Source organism: Paenibacillus sp. FSL R7-0331 (assembly GCF_000758645.1).
GTDB classification, from domain to species: Bacteria; Bacillota; Bacilli; order Paenibacillales; family Paenibacillaceae; genus Paenibacillus_AQ; species Paenibacillus_AQ camerounensis.
In genome coordinates this window covers 6,209,027-6,226,236 of sequence record NZ_CP009284.1, presented here as the reverse complement: position 1 = coordinate 6,226,236, position 17,210 = coordinate 6,209,027, and the positions used below count along the sequence as shown (strand labels likewise).

The window sequence follows — 17,210 nt, the reverse complement described above, 5'->3', positions numbered from 1 at the left end:
TGCCCGGAGACTCGCCTGGTTTATGAAGGTTAGCGCAAACGGAGATTTGTTGCACTTTGTGCAGCAGATCTCCGTTTTTTTTTCGTTATGCTTTTAAGGCACTAATACAGCTAAACGGCTATGTCCATGAAAGTGCCGGATAGATATACCGAGTGCAGTTACAACAGGTGATGTTTCCGAGCAGCCTTGCAGTTTCCCGCCATGCCTCAGCTTCAGTAAATGAGCTGTAAGGAAGCTGTATCCGATGGAGCTACCGGGTCATCTCAGCAGCTGGCAGAAGCTCTAGCAGCCGCTTAACCTTCCAGCCAAGAGGCTGCCGGCCCTTCCCCGCCCAATGTTACCTGGGGGAATTCGGGCGGGCAACAGTGCATAAGATACAGGTGATGAAGAAGGTGCGGAGAAGAATTTTGGGACTGCAGGAGCGTTAGCGTCCGCCTTTATTGTCAGATTTCAACTGTGAACAAACCTATAATATAGAAATCTGACAATAACAGCGGCCGGAAGTCCAAACATTCTTTGGAGTGCCGCCGTAATCACCGCGCTTTGCTGCGCGAAGTAATCCCGCACACATTCCACATAAGGTAACAATACAATCCTTGATTTTTGACCAAACTTGATTTACGATTTATATGCTTGTACCGTGGACATTCAAAGTGATGGAAGACCAGGGGCGGCAAGTCTGGGGGAGTTAACAGGTGGAGAATTTGGAAGGCAGATTGACAAAGCTCGCCTTGAAGGGCGACCAAAGAGCATTTGCCGAGCTTGTGGAACTATATAAAGACAAAATATATCATCTGGCATACCGGATGCTGAACAACCGTCATGAGGCGGAGGATATTGTTCAGGAGACTTTTTTGCGTGTGTACCGGAATTTGGACCGATATGATGACAAACAGAAATTTTCGACGTGGATTTACAGGATTGGAACGAACCTGTGTATCGACAGGCTGCGCAAACGTAAGCCGACCTATTCACTGGATGCCGAAATGAACGACCAGGAAGGCATTGACGGATATTCGATGATTCCAAGCGATAATGTGACCCCGGAGACGGAACTGCTCCTCTCAGAGACGCAGAGGCTGATCTATGAGGCCATTGACAGTCTGCCCGTGAAATACCGGTCTGTAATGATACTGCGTTATTTGCAGGATCTGTCGCTGCAGGAGATCAGTGACGTGCTGGATATGCCGGTGACGACGATCAAGACCCGGGTACATCGCGGACGTGAGTTTTTACGTAAAAAATTAGGCCCGAAAATGTAAAAATAGATGTTTTTTTGTGAAACGTCTGTCCGGCAGTGCCGTATGTAAGTTAAGCAAGTCTTATGCACTGTCCCTTTGCCTTGAAATAATTAAATAGCACACATGAAAGGATTGGCTCCTATGGAATGCAAACTGGCCGTCTCTTTGATGCATGATTACCTGGATGACGACTTGCCCGAGCTGCAGCAGAGGGAATTGAAGGAGCATCTTCTATCCTGTCCGGATTGCCGTGCAAAGTTCAAAGAACTAGAACAAACTGATATGCTGATGTTCTCCATGATGCATCAGAACGCGGTGGCCCCGGACGATATGGTAAGCCGGATAATGGACGCTTTGCCGCAGCCGAAGAGAGAAAGAGCTTTTGTTACCTGGATTAAAAGACATCCTGCACTTACGGCAGCATCTATATTCCTGCTGGTCATGCTGATGAGCTCTGTAACCTTCTGGAAGCAGGATCAGCAGCTTGTAGTCAGAGGCAGTAATTTGGATCAGGTCGTAATTCAGGGCAACACCGTCATTGTACCGTCCGGCAAAACAATTGCAGGCAACCTTACAGTGGAGAATGGCACAACACAGGTGTACGGAGATGTTAACGGTAACGTAACAGTGATTGACGGCCATCTGTATCAGGCTTCTACAGCCCATATCTCCGGGCAAGTCAAAAGCATAGACCAAGCGGTAAGCTGGCTCTGGTATAAAGTGACGAACATGTTCTCTGAAGTTGCCTACCGGTAATCCGCTAATGGCCCTTTATGCAGAAATAGTATTTGCGCCTCTTTTTCCGGAAAGATGGCGCTTTTTTGTTGCCTGAAACCGGATTATCAAAATTCCCCAGCTAGTGAAACTTGCAACCTGGGCGTGAACGTTATAACCTAGATATGATACAGAACTAACAGACAATTTACATAAACCCAGCTAATATGAAATGACGGGGGTTTTGGGCAATGAGCTATTTTACCGACTTAACATGGAAAGAATCCATTAAAGATATAATCGATATCCTGATCGTCAGCTACATTATCTACAAAGTGCTCAATATGGTACGCGGCACACGGGCAGTCCAGCTCCTTAAGGGGATTCTGGTGCTGGTTATTATCTGGGCGCTGAGCACGGTTCTGGACCTGTACACGCTGAAATGGCTGATGAACCAGATCTACACCTTCGGGGTGTTTGCAATCTTTATTATTTTTCAGCCGGAGCTTCGCAGGGGGCTGGAACAGCTTGGGCGCGGCAAGTTTTTTGGACGGGCCTCGGAGAATGATGAGGAGATCAGCCGGCTGATCGGCGAAATCATTAAAGCTGTGAATTATTTATCCAAGCGCAAAATAGGGGCGCTCATTGTCTTTGAGCGGGCAACCGGCCTCAACGAATACACAGAATCGGGTATACCTATGCGTTCTGTCGTCAGCTCGGAGCTGCTGATAAATATTTTTATTCCGAATACGCCGCTTCATGACGGAGCGCTGATTATGCAGGACGGGCAGATTGCTGCCGCAGCCTGTTATCTCCCGCTGTCCGAGAATCCGTTCATCAGTAAGGAACTGGGGACCCGCCATCGTGCGGCTATAGGGATCAGTGAGGTTGCTGACTCCGTATCTGTTGTAGTCTCAGAGGAGACGGGTCAGATCTCGCTGGCCATCAACGGGCAGATCGTGCGTGATATTAAGGAAGAATCGCTGATCTCGAAGCTTCATCAGGAACTGAGCGCATCTTCGCCGTTGAAGGAGAAGAGCTCTGCTTTCTGGAAACGGAGAGGAGGCAAAAACAATGGATAAGTGGATGAAGAATAACAACTTCAACAAGATTCTTGCCCTTGTCTTCGGTATTATCCTGTGGACGATTGTTCATGTGGATACCGAGCCTACGAATCAGACAATAGTCAGTACGCAGCCGAAAATTATTGAAAATGTAAAAATAGAGCAGACCGGTCTGGATGAAGAAAAGTATGTATACACCGTTGATGCCGATAGTGTAAGGCTTGAAGTATCAGGCAAAAATTCCGATCTCAACTTCAAGTTCTCCGATGCCTATAAAGTGACCCTGGATTTAAGCGATGTCGGGCCGGGGGATACAACACTTCCGCTGAATTATACTCTACCCAAGGGAGTAGAGTTTGAATCGATGGAACCATCTGAAGTAAATGTGCATGTTGAACTGCGCAATACGAAGACTTTTCCGGTTAATGTGAACATTGCGGGAGCACCGGCAGACGGGTATCAGGCTGCTGTTGCAGTAATTGATCCTGCAGAGGTAGAGGTAACCCTGCCTGCCAGTGAGTTGAGCAAAGTGGCAACTGTTCAGGGCACCGTTGAGCTTGAAGGGGAGAAGGAAACCTTTACGGAGAAGAGAGTGAGGTTAACAGCCTACGACAGCGACGGTAATGAAATAAGCGGCGCCGTTATTGAGCCGTCTACTGTTTCTGTTCAAATGTCCATTTCACTTCCGAACAAAACGCTGCCGCTGGATGTCGGATTCACCGGACAGCTGCCCGGTTCCCTCTCATTATCCAGAGTTACACCGGAGATGGATACAGTTACGGTGTACGGAAGTGAGGAGATGCTCGCCAGCTTATCCTCCTATGAAGCAACCCTTGATCTCAGCACGGTTCAGTCTGCAGGAACTCAGCAGGTGAAGCTCGAGCTGAAGCCGCCTGAGGGGACGTCCAAGATTGAACCGGCTGAGGTGAATGTTACGGTCTCTGCCGCTGAAGTAGCCGAACGGACGATGGAGAATATCCCGATCAAGCTTGAAGGCGTTGGCAGCGGGCTTACAGCTGTAGTCACAGATCCGCCCGCCAGAGTTATTACACTGACTTTATCAGGAGCGCCAACCCTGCTCGATCAGCTTGATCAGGATAACATTAGTGTGGTAGCGGATGTTGGAGGTCTGGCAGCGGGTGTACATCAGGTCCCGTTGCAGATCTCGATGCCGAGGTTCATCTCTCTGGTCAATTCCTCACAGCCGCATACCGTTACCATTGACCTGCAGACACCGGCAACGCCAGTGGCAACGGCCAGCCCGGATACCGGTATAGGTCCGACTCCTGAGCCGAGCTCTGAGGCTGTTTCCGGCGGGGAGAACAGTGTAGAGCCGACTCATAGCGCTGAGCCAGCAGTTACGGCTACACCGGATCCTACAGAAGGCACTGCTGAGAACAGCAGTACGCCTGAAGGCAGCGGGAATGATACTAATTCTGGCAGTACTGGCGGAACGTAACTTTTTGTGCCGGTAAGCGTCTATGTGTAGAGCAGGTTTAGTTACAGGAATCAGAATTCATTCATACAATAATTCATTAAGCTATATAAGATGGGCCTAAGAATGGAGCATTATATACACTATTCGTAAGTTCATATTCTACATGTAGCGTATTTAAAGGAGAAAAGAGATGGGTAAGTATTTTGGAACTGACGGTGTGCGCGGGGTCGCGAACCGGGAATTAACAGCAGAGATGGCCTACAGCATTGGCCGTTGCGGCGGATATGTACTGGCTGGAAATGTAGAGAAGCCAAAAGTGGTTATCGGTATGGATACCCGGATATCCGGACCGCTGCTGGAATCGGCACTTGTGGCAGGGCTGCTGTCTATTGGGGCAGAGGTTATCCGCATTGGTGTTGTCAGCACACCTGCTGTAGCGTATATCACCAGATTGCTTAAGGCGGATGCGGGCGTAATGATCTCCGCTTCCCATAATCCTGTTGAAGACAACGGCATTAAGTTTTTTGGCGGAGACGGCTTTAAGCTGACTGATGAGACCGAGCTGCGTATTGAAGAGCTGATGGATGCGGAGCAGGATGAGCTTCCCCGCCCTGTTGGTGCCGGACTCGGCAAGCTTACCGTTGATAACGATGCAAAATATCTGTATCTGGAGTATCTGAAGACTACGATTACTAACCGTTTTGAAGGAATCAAGATCGTTCTGGACTGTGCGCACGGTTCAGCCTATGAGCTGGCGCCGCGCCTGTTCAGAGAGCTGGGAGCCGAAGTCATTGCTATTGGTTCGGAGCCTGACGGTCTTAACATCAATGACGGGTATGGCTCGACACATCCGGAGAAGCTGCGCGAAGAGGTGCTGCGTCACGGTGCGGATCTGGGACTTGCTTTTGACGGGGATGCTGACCGCCTGATTGCTATCGATGAAACAGGCGAAGAAGTAGACGGTGACTTTATCCTCTGCATCTGCGGGGATGCGATGAACCGTGCAGGCAAGCTGAAGGATGCGACAATCGTTTCTACCGTAATGAGCAACATCGGCTTTTACAAAGCAACCGAGAAATTAGCGCTGAATACAGCCAAGACGGCTGTCGGTGACCGTTATGTAATGGAAGAAATGCGCCGCGGCGGCTACAACCTGGGCGGAGAGCAGTCCGGCCATGTTATTTTCCTGGATTATAACACAACCGGTGACGGTATTCTGACCGCCATTCAGCTTGTGGATACTTTGAAAGCCGAAGGCAAGAAGCTGAGTGTACTGAAGTCCATGATGACTAAATACCCTCAGGTACTTGTAAATGTACGGGTGCAGGACAAAACAAACTACCCGAACAATCCGGCAATTGAAGCTGCTATTCAAGAGGTAGAAGGCAAGCTTGGCGATAACGGCCGTGTGCTGGTACGTCCTTCCGGTACGGAGCCTTTGATCCGTGTAATGGCAGAAGGCCCGGATAAGGCGGAGCTGGATCTGTTCGTAGGGCAGATTGTTGAGGTTGTTCAGCGCGAACTGGTTTAATATATTATAAAATCATTAGCGGATGGAGCCGGTGATTGGAGTTTTAGCTTCGATTGCCGGCTTTTCAGCTAATGTGACATCATTTTCAAGCAAATTCCAAAGCTTTCAAACATTATTTCATTGCCAAAAGTGATGTAAGGTGCATATAATGATGAAGTGTCATTCAAGAAGGAAAGCGGGGATCGTGAGGTTAACAGCAATAGCAAGCGCCAGAGCTTGATCTTGCGCGGGGGAGAAGGGACAGTAAATGCCGGATTGGCGGCAGGCTGGAACGGATCACGGCAGATGTAAGCTGACGAGGTGGAGGTGTTCGAAATGTTCGGCGGGGACCTCCCGGTGATACACCAGAGCCGTAAATATAAGCGGAAAATGTCAGGGCGACCTTTCACACAACGCTTGTATGGGTGTACGAAGTATTTAATTATTCATGGGTATGCGCTAACGGAAGATACGTACGTCCTGCTGCGGCAGAGAAGAAGACTGTGCATGTCATTTTACAGGTGACAGGCTTGACAACAGAATAATGCTTTTTCTCTACACTTGCCGCACGGCACGTCTGTTTCCTTATGCCGCCCATATTACAATCATTGGACGGAGGAATTTTATAATGTGTGGTATTGTAGGATATATTGGTAATCAGAATTCGCAGGGGATCCTGGTAGAAGGACTTAAGAAGCTGGAGTATCGCGGTTATGACTCGGCAGGTATTGCCGTATTCACGAAGGACGGACTGCAGGTTGTTAAGGCACAGGGCCGTATGGCTAATCTGGAGTCCAGACTTGAAACCACTCCGCTGACCGGTAGTGCAGGAATCGGGCACACGCGCTGGGCTACTCATGGTAAGCCTTCTGACGAGAACTCCCATCCGCACACAGATGACAGCCAGAAATTCTCGGTTGTACACAACGGGATTGTCGAAAACTACCTGGATCTCAAGGAAGAGCTGATTGCCGGCGGATGCCACTTTACTTCGGAGACGGATACAGAGGTTATTTCCCACCTGATTGCCCGTGAATACGAAGGAGACATCGTTAAGGCTGTACAGAAGGCAATTACCCATATGCGCGGTGCATTTGCCCTGGGCGTTCTGACTGAGCATGAGCCGGATAAACTGGTAGCTGTACGTCAGGCGAGCCCGCTGATTATCGGTCTTGGCGAAGGTGAAAACTTTATCGGGTCGGATATTCCGGCACTGCTGGAATATACCCGTAACGTATATATTTTGAACGACGGCGAAATGGCTGTATTGACAAGAGATGCTGTCGAACTGATGACGATTGAAGGCAACTTTATTTCTCGGGAAATGATTACTGTCGATTGGGACGCTGTTACCGCAGAAAAAGCCGGATATGAGCATTTCATGCTGAAGGAAATCCACGAGCAGCCTAAAGCTTACCGCGATACTATGCGCGGCCGCATCAACGCTGAAGGCACCAAGGTAATTCTGCCTGAGCTGAAGCTGACTGTAGAACAGATTAAGAACATCCGCAACATCCAGATCGTTGCCTGCGGTACGGCATACAACGCCGGTCTTGTAGGACGTAATCTGATCGAATCGCTGGTTCGTATTCCGGTTGAGAACGATATTGCTTCCGAATACCGTTACCGTGCACCGATCGTAACGCCGGAAACACTGGTTATCGTAGTTAGCCAATCCGGTGAAACGGCGGATACCCTGGCTGCCCTGCGTGAAGGTCAGGCTAACGGTGCGCACGTTCTGGCTATCACTAATGTTGTAGGCAGCTCTATTGCCCGTGAAGCTAATGACGTACTGGTTACTCTGGCTGGTCCGGAAATTGCAGTAGCATCTACTAAAGCTTACACTTCGCAGATCATTGCGTTCACTCTGCTTGGTCTGTACATGGCTGAAGTGCGCGGAACCCAGACGGATGCACAGGTTGCTGAAATTCTTGCGGCTATGAACACCCTGCCTGAGCAGGTAGAAGAAATTCTGGCGCAGAAGGATGCTATCAAGGCATACGCAGAGCAAATCTCCAGCCACAAGCACCTGTTCTTCATCGGCCGCGGCGTAGATTACGCAGTAGCTCAGGAAGGCTCGCTGAAGCTGAAAGAGATCTCTTACATTCACTCTGAAGCTTATGCTGCAGGTGAGCTGAAGCACGGTACACTGGCGCTGATCGAAGAAGGCGTTCCGGTTATCGCTCTGGCGACTCAGGAATCCGTACTCGAAAAGACTGTGAGCAACATCAAGGAAGTGAAAGCCCGCGGCGCAGACGTGCTGGCCATCACTCACCAGGAGCACGTAACTGATCTGCTGAGATCCGTTGACCAGGCCTTCGTCATTCCGAAGACCCTGCCGCTGCTGACTTCTGCTCTGTCGGTAGTTGTAACTCAGCTGCTGGCTTACTATGCTTCCCTGGCCCTGGGTCATGATGTTGATAAGCCAAGAAACCTGGCTAAGAGTGTTACTGTGGAGTAAGAGGCAGGCTGCTTTTTGCAGAGCTGTCCAGATACATTAAAGTTTTAAAGTAAATATTGAAGTTGAAAAGTTGTCTGAATGTAAGAACTGGACAACAATATAGACATTATGAGCCGTCCTGGAATATGAGGACGGCTTTATATTTAATCTAAACTAAGTTCGATTTTAATCTCATAATACGAAAGGGCAGGAAAGTTTAACAAGGTACTTAGATTGGTCGAACTAGGCGGTATTGTACAGTGCGAAGAAGTGATTAGCTAGTAGAGTTGGCAATGAGCTCAAGCTCGGCTACAACTTCATCAAGCGGCTTCCTGGTCGATCTCAACAGTAGCCCCAGCGCGTAAGAGAGGCTCAACACTAGCGACGTATTGTATAATTTCTTCACGTTGTTCGACAGTTTTCCCATAATTATTCGTTTTACGGAAAGCTACACGTTCAAGGATTACTTCGAGGAGGGCACTTAACAACACTACTGCATCATACATCTGGTAAAACTTGCCCTGATTTGATACACAACCCGAAATGAATAAAGTACCTTCGCTATGTTCAGTGAGCAGCTCATTGATTCGATTCTCGTGCAAGAACCACCCAGAACCATCCACGTTCTCACTCCAACCTTCATAATCGGTGTCGATAATTCTATGCCCCCTATGAGCAAGATCGTCCAGAGCTGTTGATTTATCTGTACCCGACATCCCTGTCACCAGAATTATCTCCTTCTTTTTTGATATTGAATTCGAAGTATTTGTCATATTTTCACTCCCAACACAAAACGTTAGTTTAACGAAAACAGCGGCAGTCTAATACCTTATTTCCATCGAACAAGTGGAGGATTTTTTTTATATACGCAATATTCCACTTTATGGTATGTTTATGTGCAATTATCAATTTGAATTCATACGATAAAGTGGGTGTAAACAAAATGGATTTACAGAAGTATCGGCTTATATATGGGGGACTTGCCCTGTCATTAATCGTTTCTGGCTGTGCTTATGCAGGAAAAGAGAAAGCCGCTGAAAGAGTGGCCGGTAATCTAGTTACGGCTAGAGGGACAACTGCTGCTCCTTCTACTGTTGCAGTTGCAACACGGGAGTATATTTTGAAAGACAGCTCGAATACGGTGCTGTCCCCGGAAAAGATCGGTAGTTTGGACAACCGTATTCTGATGCTTGCACGCAACGAGATATTTGCAAGGCATGGGTATATATTTAAGCAAAAGGATTTGCAGGACTACTTTGCCGCTAAGCCTTGGTATCATGCAGACTCTGCCTACAAGGAGCATCTTAGCCCGACGGAGAAACAGAACGTTGCGCTACTTCGTAACTACGAAGCTAAATACGCTGACTATAAGCTCGAACCTTCTCATACAGACGATGTCCATTTACGGGGTTACAAAGGTGATTCCAGCTTTAAACAGAAGAAGATGAACGTGGATCTAAACGGGGATGGTTGTGAAGAAGGGATCCAGTTAATACCGCCAGAAACGGAATTAGGGAACTTCAAGCTGAAGGTGAATAATATCACGATGGAGGTGGGCAGTGAGTTGCTCCCTTATCTTGATATTGTCGATCTGGATATAGACGATCCATATTTTGAGATTGCGCTTCAAATGGATTCGCAGATGGTATTTTTACGTTCTACATCTTTCTTTGCCTATGACGGCGAAACACTCAGGCAAATAGCCGAGCTTCCCGGTTTCTCGGCACACAGCTCGATGTTTGACGGCCAAGGACGAGTGGTGAGTGCAGAAGAAAGTAACAACTTTCAAACCTGGTTCCGAGATTTGGTATTCTCTCTGGATGCGGAACATTCCCTCCATGAAGAGCAACAGGATTTTTATCCGATGGAACCGTCAACACCTTTAACGATCAAAAAAGAGATTGCCGTGCAGTTTAATAAAGATGACACCAACGATGCCTTTTTGCTGGAACCCGGAGACAACGTGAAATTCCTTGGGGACGACAAGCTTGGCCATATCAAGCTTCAGACTAGTATGGGTAAGGAAGTCTGGTACACCACGGGCGATGAGTATGTTGACTATAGTAGTTTTTTTGACGGGCTGATTTTATATGATTAGACGGTGAATGCGGGTATGGGACATGTTGCTAAGAGTAGATATGGACGATAGCACGCGAAGTTCACGAACAAGACAGATATGCGCAATTTAGCTATATAATACAAGAAAATATTAAAGGAGATCGTTTATGAAAGGTAAGATACTCTTATTATTTTTTTTGACGATGGTGTTATCAGCATGTCAAAATACTAATCAGTCGACTGCTGAGCTGACTCCTGATGTAAGGAGTACAGATAATGGAACAGAATCGAAAGAAATAACTGAGGGGCAAGCAGATACTGATCAAAATGAGCAAAATGAAATGTTATCGATGAGTATTGGATACTATGATCTGACCGGGGAATTTTATGATGAGATGCTTCGAAATCCTATAGATCATGATTATGAAGTGGAATTTAATGAATTTCAGAATTCCAAAGAGTTTTCCACGTTTGGATGGAGGGCACTGGTAAGCAAATATACAGAGGAATGGGATAAAGAGTTGAATCAAGTATATAAAAAGCTTCTTTCTAAGCTGGATCAAGAACCCAAAGAAGCACTGATTAAATCGCAGAAAGAATGGTTAAAGCATCACTTAAGTGAAACAGAATTTGTAGAGAAGGCCTTTATTGATAATAGTTACCTTGGATCACAAGGCTTAGTAAGCCTGGAGACGGTTATAATGGGTAGAATTAGGGAAAGAACAATGCAATTATTGGAATATCGTCATTTGCTAGACGGTGAAGTTGAGTTTGTATACCAAAGCAAAAAATAGACTTGAATTCATAGTGATGGAACCCGCAGCGTATGCGGGTTTTTGCTCGTTGTGCCCTTGACGAACCCCACTACTCTGTGATACTTTATAGATGTAGTAAGTGACACTGCATACCAGTCATACAGAATAGTAAGAGGTGAATATATTGGAGAACTTGACGGAAATGCTCAAAGGCGTGCTGGAGGGCTGTGTTCTGGAGATTATAAGCCGTAAAGAAACGTACGGATATGAAATTACCCGGCAGCTGAATGCCCTCGGCTTCTCAGATGTTGTGGAAGGAACAGTGTATACGATCTTGGTACGGCTTGAGAAAAACAAGCTGGTGGAGACGACCAAGAAGCCCTCTGATATGGGGCCGCCGCGGAAATTTTTTGCGATTAACGATGCAGGGCGGGAAGAGCTGCAGCGGATCTGGGCAAAGTGGGCGTTCGTATCCTCAAAAATTAACGAGTTAAAGGAGCAGAGAATATGAACTTTTGGAAAAAAGTTACCGGCAGCGATATGAAAAAAGAGTTTCAAGCCTTTGAGCAGCGGGTCCAAAAGCTCCCGGCGGATTACCAGGCGGCCTGGGAGCAGATTAATACGAATCTTTGGGCGCATTCGGACTTTACCGGCCGTAATCTGATGCCTGTTTTTGACGGGGTGCTTGGACTGCTTGAAGAGACGGCGGCAGAAGGCCAGAGTGTCGGGGAGGCATTGGGCGGGGATATTAAAGGCTTCTGTCTGGCAGTTGCCGGTGATGAAGGCACACCGACCTACCGTGATAAATGGCGGGCGCAGCTCAACAATAATATTGCCCGAAAATTGGGCAAATAGGAGGCTAAAATGAGAATCCAGGATATGATCGAAGGCAGAAAAGAGTGGCGGGCACACATGGCACGTGTCAAAGCGATGCCGCAGGATTATCAGATTGTGTATAAGGAGATCCAAAGATATCTCATTAAGGTTGGCCCGGTGGAGCTGAGCGAAGGGACGGAATTGCTGTCTGGTATTGTGGACCTTTTTGAAGAGGGAGCGGCTGGTGGAAAATATGTGCTTGATGTGACCGGACGGGATGTAGCGGCCTTCTGCGACGAGCTGATCAAGGATTCCAAAACGTATGCTGATCTTTATCAGGAATTTCTGGATCAAAAAAAGTGAAGGGGTGACTTCCCAAGGAACGCTATCTCCCTAAATAATCAGTCCACACGGCCGCAAGGGTAACCTTGACGGCTTTTTTGTTGTGCATAAGCTTCTTAACGCAATCTTAACTGACCTGCTGATACTCTAATCCTGATCTAATGGCCGGGATGTTAATCTGATTACAAAAGAGGAGAGAGGCGGTAAAGGCAATGACAGATGTGTATATGGTGGCAGCACTCGCTATATTGTTCACGCTGATGTATGCATTCGTACAATGGTGCGGACAGGTTGTTGATGATCAAGGAGGGACGAAGCGATGAACGTTGTTATAGCGGCAACTGTACTGCTGTTTCTCTATCTGATATATGCCCTGATTCACCCGGAAAAGTTTTAAGTGTTACGAGAGAGCAATTCATTTTAAGGAGGGGCATTCGTGGGTATTCTGCAAATCGTCATTGTTATCGCCATACTGGTGCTGCTGGTAAAACCGGCAGGAACCTATCTGTATCATGTATTCTCTAATGAGCCGAACCGCACAGACCGGATATTCGGAGGGATGGAACGGGGGATTTTCAGGCTCGGCGGACTCAGTAAGCGCGAAGGTATGTCATGGAAAAGATACGCGGTCAGCTTTTTGACCACCAATATCGTACTGGTGGCCTTCGGCTATCTGATCCTGCGTCTCCAGGGGGCACTGCCGCTTAATCCTGGCGGGATCGGCAAGATGGAGCAGACGCTGGCTTTTAACACGGTAATCAGCTTTATAACCAATACCAACCTGCAGCATTACAGCGGGGAAACTGGAGTCTCCTACTTCTCGCAGATGGCAGTCATGACCATGCTGATGTTCACCTCGGCGGCGGGCGGGTTTTCTGTAGCGGTTGCTTTTGTCAGAGGGATAACCGGCCGCAAGTCGCTGGGGAACTTCTTTGAGGATTTTGTCAAAGCACATACCCGGGTCTTTATTCCGCTGGCCTTGCTGGTAACCCTGCTTCTGATTGGGCTGCAGGTGCCGCAAACCTTGAAGCCGACACTAGAGGTCACAACGCTTGAAGGGCAAACCCAGCAGATTGCTGTCGGCCCGGTTGCTTCGCTGGAATCCATCAAGCATATCGGTACGAACGGCGGCGGCTTCTTCGGGGCAAATTCGGCCCATCCTTTTGAGAATCCAAGTCCGCTGACCAATGTTATCGAAATTCTGTCGATGTGGCTTCTGCCGGCTTCACTTCCTTACATGTACGGCAGATTCGCCCGCAATAAACGCCAGGGCTGGATGATCTTCAGCGCCATGATGACCTTATTCGTACTGCTGCTCAGTCTGAACTATTATGCGGAATCGCAGGGGAATCTGGCCATTAATGCCATGGGGATTGATGCCTCACAGGGCAGCATGGAAGGTAAGGAGGTCCGCTTCGGCATCGCCCAGTCTGCACTGTTCACTACGGTAACAACCGCTGCTACCACAGGCAGTGTTAACAATATGCATGATACGCTAACCCCGCTGGGAGGGATAACTCCGCTTGCGCTGATGATGCTGAACAACGTATTCGGCGGCAAGGGTGTCGGGCTGATTAACATGCTGATGTATGCGATTCTGGGCGTGTTCTTATGCGGGCTGATGGTCGGCAGAACACCGGAGTTTCTTGGACGGAAGATCGAAGCCAGGGAGATGAAGCTGATTGCCATCGCCATCCTGATTCATCCGCTGATTATTCTTGTGCCGACTGCAGGGGCATTTCTTACAGCCTTGGGACATGGCTCAATTTCAAATCCGGGCTTCCACGGGCTAACCCAGGTCTTGTATGAGTACACCTCCTCGGCTGCCAATAACGGCTCAGGCTTTGAAGGCTTGGCTGATAATACCTCCTTCTGGAACATGACAACCGGGGTTGTTATGCTGCTTGGACGCTATGTATCGATTATTGCAATGCTGGCGGTTGCCGGCTCCATGATACGTAAAAAGGCAGTGCCCGAAACCATCGGCACGTTCCGTACCGATAACGGTTTGTTTACAGGTATCCTGATCGGTACGGTACTGATTATCGGCGCGTTGACCTTCCTTCCGGTCATTGTGCTTGGTCCGGTTGCAGAATATTTGACTCTACGGTAGAGGAGCGAGAATAGAATGAGTACTGTGCCAAAAAAGAAGCTGCTGACAGGACCGATCCTGCAAAATGCGCTTAAGGAAAGCTTCATGAAATTAAATCCCGTGACCCTGATTAAAAATCCGGTCATGTTCGTTGTAGAGCTCGGAACGTTTATCGTCCTGCTGATGATCCTGGCCCCCGGCTATTTCAATGCCCGGGATACGGTAGGATTCAATATTACAGTGTTCTTCATCCTGCTGTTTACCGTATTGTTCGCGAACTTCGCAGAAGCGCTGGCAGAAGGACGCGGGAAGGCGCAGGCGGATACGCTCAAAAAAACCAAGCAGGAGATCTCCGCCAATAAGCTGACAGCCGGGGCGGTCAAGATCGTGCCTTCCTCTGAGCTTAAAAAAGGGGATGTTGTGATAGTCAGCCAAGGCGAGCTGATTCCCGGCGATGGTGAAGTTATTGAAGGGCTGGCTTCTGTTGACGAATCAGCTATAACAGGAGAATCGGCTCCGGTCATTAAAGAAGCGGGCGGGGACTTCAACTCCGTCACTGGAGGAACTAGAGTAGTCAGCGATGAAATTAAGGTGCGCATTACAAGTGATCCCGGGGAATCCTTTCTTGACCGGATGATCTCCCTGGTGGAGGGAGCGAGGCGCCAGAAAACACCGAATGAAATTGCCCTGAATACGCTCCTGATCAGCCTTACGATTATCTTTCTGATTGTGGTAGTGACACTGCGTCCTATCGCGGCCTACCTGGAGATTGAGCTTGATATTCCGGTGCTGATCGCCCTGCTGGTCTGTCTGATTCCAACAACCATCGGCGGCCTGCTGTCTGCGATCGGGATTGCGGGGATGGACCGGGTCACCCAGTTCAACGTCCTTGCCATGTCGGGAAAAGCGGTCGAGGCCGCCGGGGACATCAATACGATGATTCTCGATAAGACAGGTACAATTACCTTCGGTAACCGGATGGCCAGTGAACTGATTCCCGCAGGCAGGGAGACGTCAGAGGAGCTGGCCGTCTGGGCGGCAATCAGCTCGGTCAAGGATGAAACGCCGGAGGGACGCTCTGTCATTGAGCTGGTCAAAAGGCTAGGCTACAGCTATGATCCCGGTCTGGAAGCAGGCGGAGAATTCATCGAATTCCGTGCCGAGACACGGATGAGCGGGATGGATCTGAAGGATGGCCGGAAGGTCCGCAAGGGAGCGGTAGATTCCATTAAACGCTGGGTTGCTTCACAGGGCGGATCTATACCGGATAATCTGGAGCAGGGCTCGAGTAGTATTGCCGGTAAGGGCGGGACTCCGCTTGCTGTAGCGGTGGACAACCGGATCTATGGGCTTATTTATCTTAAGGATACCGTTAAGCCGGGGATGAAGGAGCGCTTTGATGAGCTGCGCAAAATGGGTATCAAGACCATCATGTGCACCGGGGATAACCCGCTCACCGCTGCAACCATTGCCGCCGAGGCGGGAGTGGACGGCTTCATCGCTGAAAGCACAACAGAGGATAAAATTGAAGTCATCCGCCGTGAACAGAGAGAGGGCAAGCTGGTTGCGATGACCGGAGACGGTACCAATGATGCGCCGGCCCTGGCGCAGGCGGATGTAGGGCTTGCCATGAATAGCGGGACTTCTGCGGCTAAAGAAGCGGCTAATATGGTCGATCTGGATTCAGATCCGTCCAAGATCATTGAGGTTGTATCCATCGGCAAACAGCTGCTGATGACACGCGGAGCCCTGACAACCTTCAGTATTGCGAATGATATTGCCAAATATTTTGCCATCATTCCTGCGATGTTTACACTGGCTATTCCGGAGATGAATGTACTGAACATCATGGGCCTGGGCTCTCCAAGCTCGGCAATCCTCTCGGCGCTGGTCTTTAATGCGGTTATTATTCCGCTGCTCATTCCGCTGGCGATGAAGGGTGTATCGTATAAACCGATGAGCTCGATTAAGCTGCTGCGGCAAAATATTTTTATCTATGGCCTCGGGGGAGTTGTTGTACCGTTTCTCGGTATTAAGCTGATTGATATGGTGGTCAGCATCTGGATCTAATTTACATGCACTCGGGTGACAGAGAGGATGAGAAAAGTGGGCAGTGAACATATAAATGTACAAGAAGAGGATTATGAGCATGGAGATGGGCATGTATCAAAAGCTTCCTTTATTTTCAGTGTAATCCGGCTAAGCGCCATCTTTATTATTATCTGCGGAATTGCGTATCCGCTGGCTTCCACAGCTATTGCGCAGACGTTTATGCCGTCCCAGGCAAACGGGAGCCTGCTGAAGAACAGTGCAGGCCAGGTGGTCGGCTCCGAGCTGATCGGACAGAGCTTTACAAATCCGGCATTGTTCCATGGCCGTGTGTCCAGCATTGAATATAACGCCGCAGGTTCCGGCTCGAATAACTACGGACCGTCCAATCCGGATATGCTGCAGCGTACGAGCGACTCTATTAATCAATGGAAGGCGGATAACCCGGAGGTGCCTATTGCTGAGCTTCCGGCAGATCTGATCACCAATTCAGGCTCGGGTCTGGACCCGCATATCTCTCCGGCGGCAGCAGCCGTGCAGATTCCCCGGATCAGTAACCTGACGGGCATCCCGGCGGAGCAGCTTGAGGCACTGGTCGCAGAGTATACGGAGGATCGCGATCTTGGATTGTTCGGTGAGAAGCGTGTTAATGTCCTGAAGCTGAATATGGCTGTACTGGAAAAGTGAAAAT

The 17,210-nt window shown here is 48.8% G+C and carries 16 protein-coding genes; 15 read left to right on the top strand and 1 reads right to left on the bottom strand.

Going from position 1 to position 17,210, the window contains the following annotated elements:
• Positions 1–695: 695 nt before the first annotated feature.
• From sigW to glmS, 6 genes are all read left to right on the top strand, one after another.
• Positions 696–1,262 carry an RNA polymerase sigma factor SigW gene (gene sigW / locus R70331_RS27095; protein ID WP_042181023.1) on the top strand — a complete coding sequence of 189 codons (567 nt, stop codon included), beginning with the start codon at positions 696–698 and terminating at the stop codon, positions 1,260–1,262.
• A 120-nt stretch (positions 1,263–1,382) separates the two neighbouring features.
• Positions 1,383–1,997: a zf-HC2 domain-containing protein gene (locus R70331_RS27090; protein WP_042181021.1), complete on the top strand. Its 615-nt coding sequence runs from the start codon at positions 1,383–1,385 to the stop codon at positions 1,995–1,997.
• A gap of 209 nt (positions 1,998–2,206) precedes the next feature.
• Entirely contained in the window at positions 2,207–3,037 is an 831-nt protein-coding gene (gene cdaA / locus R70331_RS27085) for a diadenylate cyclase CdaA (protein ID WP_042181019.1), read from the top strand.
• Complete coding sequence (locus R70331_RS27080; RefSeq protein ID WP_042181017.1) at positions 3,030–4,478, top strand: CdaR family protein; 1,449 nt, start codon at positions 3,030–3,032, stop codon at positions 4,476–4,478. The genes cdaA and R70331_RS27080 overlap by 8 nt, the downstream gene beginning before the upstream one ends.
• Before the next feature lie 169 nt (positions 4,479–4,647).
• Positions 4,648–5,988, top strand: a complete 1,341-nt coding sequence (gene glmM, locus R70331_RS27075) for a phosphoglucosamine mutase (RefSeq protein WP_042181015.1) — start codon at positions 4,648–4,650, stop codon at positions 5,986–5,988.
• 607 nt (positions 5,989–6,595) lie between these two features.
• Positions 6,596–8,428: a glutamine--fructose-6-phosphate transaminase (isomerizing) gene (gene glmS / locus R70331_RS27065; RefSeq protein WP_042181011.1), complete on the top strand. Its 1,833-nt coding sequence runs from the start codon at positions 6,596–6,598 to the stop codon at positions 8,426–8,428.
• 299 nt (positions 8,429–8,727) lie between these two features.
• Here glmS and R70331_RS27060 read toward each other — a convergent pair whose 3' ends face one another.
• Entirely contained in the window at positions 8,728–9,180 is a 453-nt protein-coding gene (locus tag R70331_RS27060; protein WP_197071371.1) for an AAA family ATPase, read from the bottom strand.
• Positions 9,181–9,350: 170 nt separating this feature from the next.
• On the opposite strand from R70331_RS27060, the gene R70331_RS27055 reads away from it, so the two are divergent.
• The 9 genes from R70331_RS27055 to kdpC all read left to right on the top strand — a co-directional run bounded on the left by R70331_RS27055 (position 9,351) and on the right by kdpC (position 17,206).
• The gene (locus tag R70331_RS27055) at positions 9,351–10,505 is read left to right on the top strand and encodes a YARHG domain-containing protein (RefSeq protein ID WP_231576365.1); all 1,155 of its coding nucleotides are present in this window, start codon (positions 9,351–9,353) and stop codon (positions 10,503–10,505) included.
• A 127-nt stretch (positions 10,506–10,632) separates the two neighbouring features.
• Complete coding sequence (locus tag R70331_RS27050; protein ID WP_042181008.1) at positions 10,633–11,259, top strand: lysozyme inhibitor LprI family protein; 627 nt, start codon at positions 10,633–10,635, stop codon at positions 11,257–11,259.
• A 163-nt stretch (positions 11,260–11,422) separates the two neighbouring features.
• Positions 11,423–11,731 carry a PadR family transcriptional regulator gene (locus R70331_RS27045; protein ID WP_269322361.1) on the top strand — a complete coding sequence of 103 codons (309 nt, stop codon included), beginning with the start codon at positions 11,423–11,425 and terminating at the stop codon, positions 11,729–11,731.
• Positions 11,728–12,075: a DUF1048 domain-containing protein gene (locus R70331_RS27040; protein ID WP_042181006.1), complete on the top strand. Its 348-nt coding sequence runs from the start codon at positions 11,728–11,730 to the stop codon at positions 12,073–12,075. The genes R70331_RS27045 and R70331_RS27040 overlap by 4 nt, the downstream gene beginning before the upstream one ends.
• Positions 12,076–12,084: 9 nt before the next feature.
• Complete coding sequence (locus tag R70331_RS27035) at positions 12,085–12,399, top strand: DUF1048 domain-containing protein (protein WP_042181004.1); 315 nt, start codon at positions 12,085–12,087, stop codon at positions 12,397–12,399.
• Positions 12,400–12,697: 298 nt separating this feature from the next.
• Positions 12,698–12,775: a K(+)-transporting ATPase subunit F gene (gene kdpF / locus R70331_RS32560; protein WP_081947897.1), complete on the top strand. Its 78-nt coding sequence runs from the start codon at positions 12,698–12,700 to the stop codon at positions 12,773–12,775.
• Between the two features lie 39 nt (positions 12,776–12,814).
• Positions 12,815–14,491 carry a potassium-transporting ATPase subunit KdpA gene (gene kdpA / locus R70331_RS27030; protein WP_042181003.1) on the top strand — a complete coding sequence of 559 codons (1,677 nt, stop codon included), beginning with the start codon at positions 12,815–12,817 and terminating at the stop codon, positions 14,489–14,491.
• Between the two features lie 15 nt (positions 14,492–14,506).
• Positions 14,507–16,540, top strand: coding sequence for a potassium-transporting ATPase subunit KdpB (kdpB, locus tag R70331_RS27025; RefSeq protein WP_042181001.1), 2,034 nt, complete (start codon positions 14,507–14,509; stop codon positions 16,538–16,540).
• Between the two features lie 27 nt (positions 16,541–16,567).
• The gene (kdpC, locus tag R70331_RS27020) at positions 16,568–17,206 is read left to right on the top strand and encodes a potassium-transporting ATPase subunit KdpC (RefSeq protein ID WP_081947766.1); all 639 of its coding nucleotides are present in this window, start codon (positions 16,568–16,570) and stop codon (positions 17,204–17,206) included.
• The last annotated feature ends 4 nt before the right edge of the window (positions 17,207–17,210 follow it).

Coding starts and splice junctions, on each gene's coding strand:
- R70331_RS27090 (WP_042181021.1), top strand. CDS start 1,383: ATGGAATGCAAACTGGCCGTCTCTTTGATGCATGATTACCTGGATGAC.
- cdaA (WP_042181019.1), top strand. CDS start 2,207: ATGAGCTATTTTACCGACTTAACATGGAAAGAATCCATTAAAGATATA.
- R70331_RS27080 (WP_042181017.1), top strand. CDS start 3,030: ATGGATAAGTGGATGAAGAATAACAACTTCAACAAGATTCTTGCCCTT.
- glmM (WP_042181015.1), top strand. CDS start 4,648: ATGGGTAAGTATTTTGGAACTGACGGTGTGCGCGGGGTCGCGAACCGG.
- glmS (WP_042181011.1), top strand. CDS start 6,596: ATGTGTGGTATTGTAGGATATATTGGTAATCAGAATTCGCAGGGGATC.
- R70331_RS27060 (WP_197071371.1), bottom strand. CDS start 9,180: ATGACAAATACTTCGAATTCAATATCAAAAAAGAAGGAGATAATTCTG.
- R70331_RS27055 (WP_231576365.1), top strand. CDS start 9,351: ATGGATTTACAGAAGTATCGGCTTATATATGGGGGACTTGCCCTGTCA.
- R70331_RS27050 (WP_042181008.1), top strand. CDS start 10,633: ATGAAAGGTAAGATACTCTTATTATTTTTTTTGACGATGGTGTTATCA.
- R70331_RS27045 (WP_269322361.1), top strand. CDS start 11,423: ATGCTCAAAGGCGTGCTGGAGGGCTGTGTTCTGGAGATTATAAGCCGT.
- R70331_RS27040 (WP_042181006.1), top strand. CDS start 11,728: ATGAACTTTTGGAAAAAAGTTACCGGCAGCGATATGAAAAAAGAGTTT.
- R70331_RS27035 (WP_042181004.1), top strand. CDS start 12,085: ATGAGAATCCAGGATATGATCGAAGGCAGAAAAGAGTGGCGGGCACAC.
- kdpF (WP_081947897.1), top strand. CDS start 12,698: ATGAACGTTGTTATAGCGGCAACTGTACTGCTGTTTCTCTATCTGATA.
- kdpB (WP_042181001.1), top strand. CDS start 14,507: ATGAGTACTGTGCCAAAAAAGAAGCTGCTGACAGGACCGATCCTGCAA.
- kdpC (WP_081947766.1), top strand. CDS start 16,568: ATGAGAAAAGTGGGCAGTGAACATATAAATGTACAAGAAGAGGATTAT.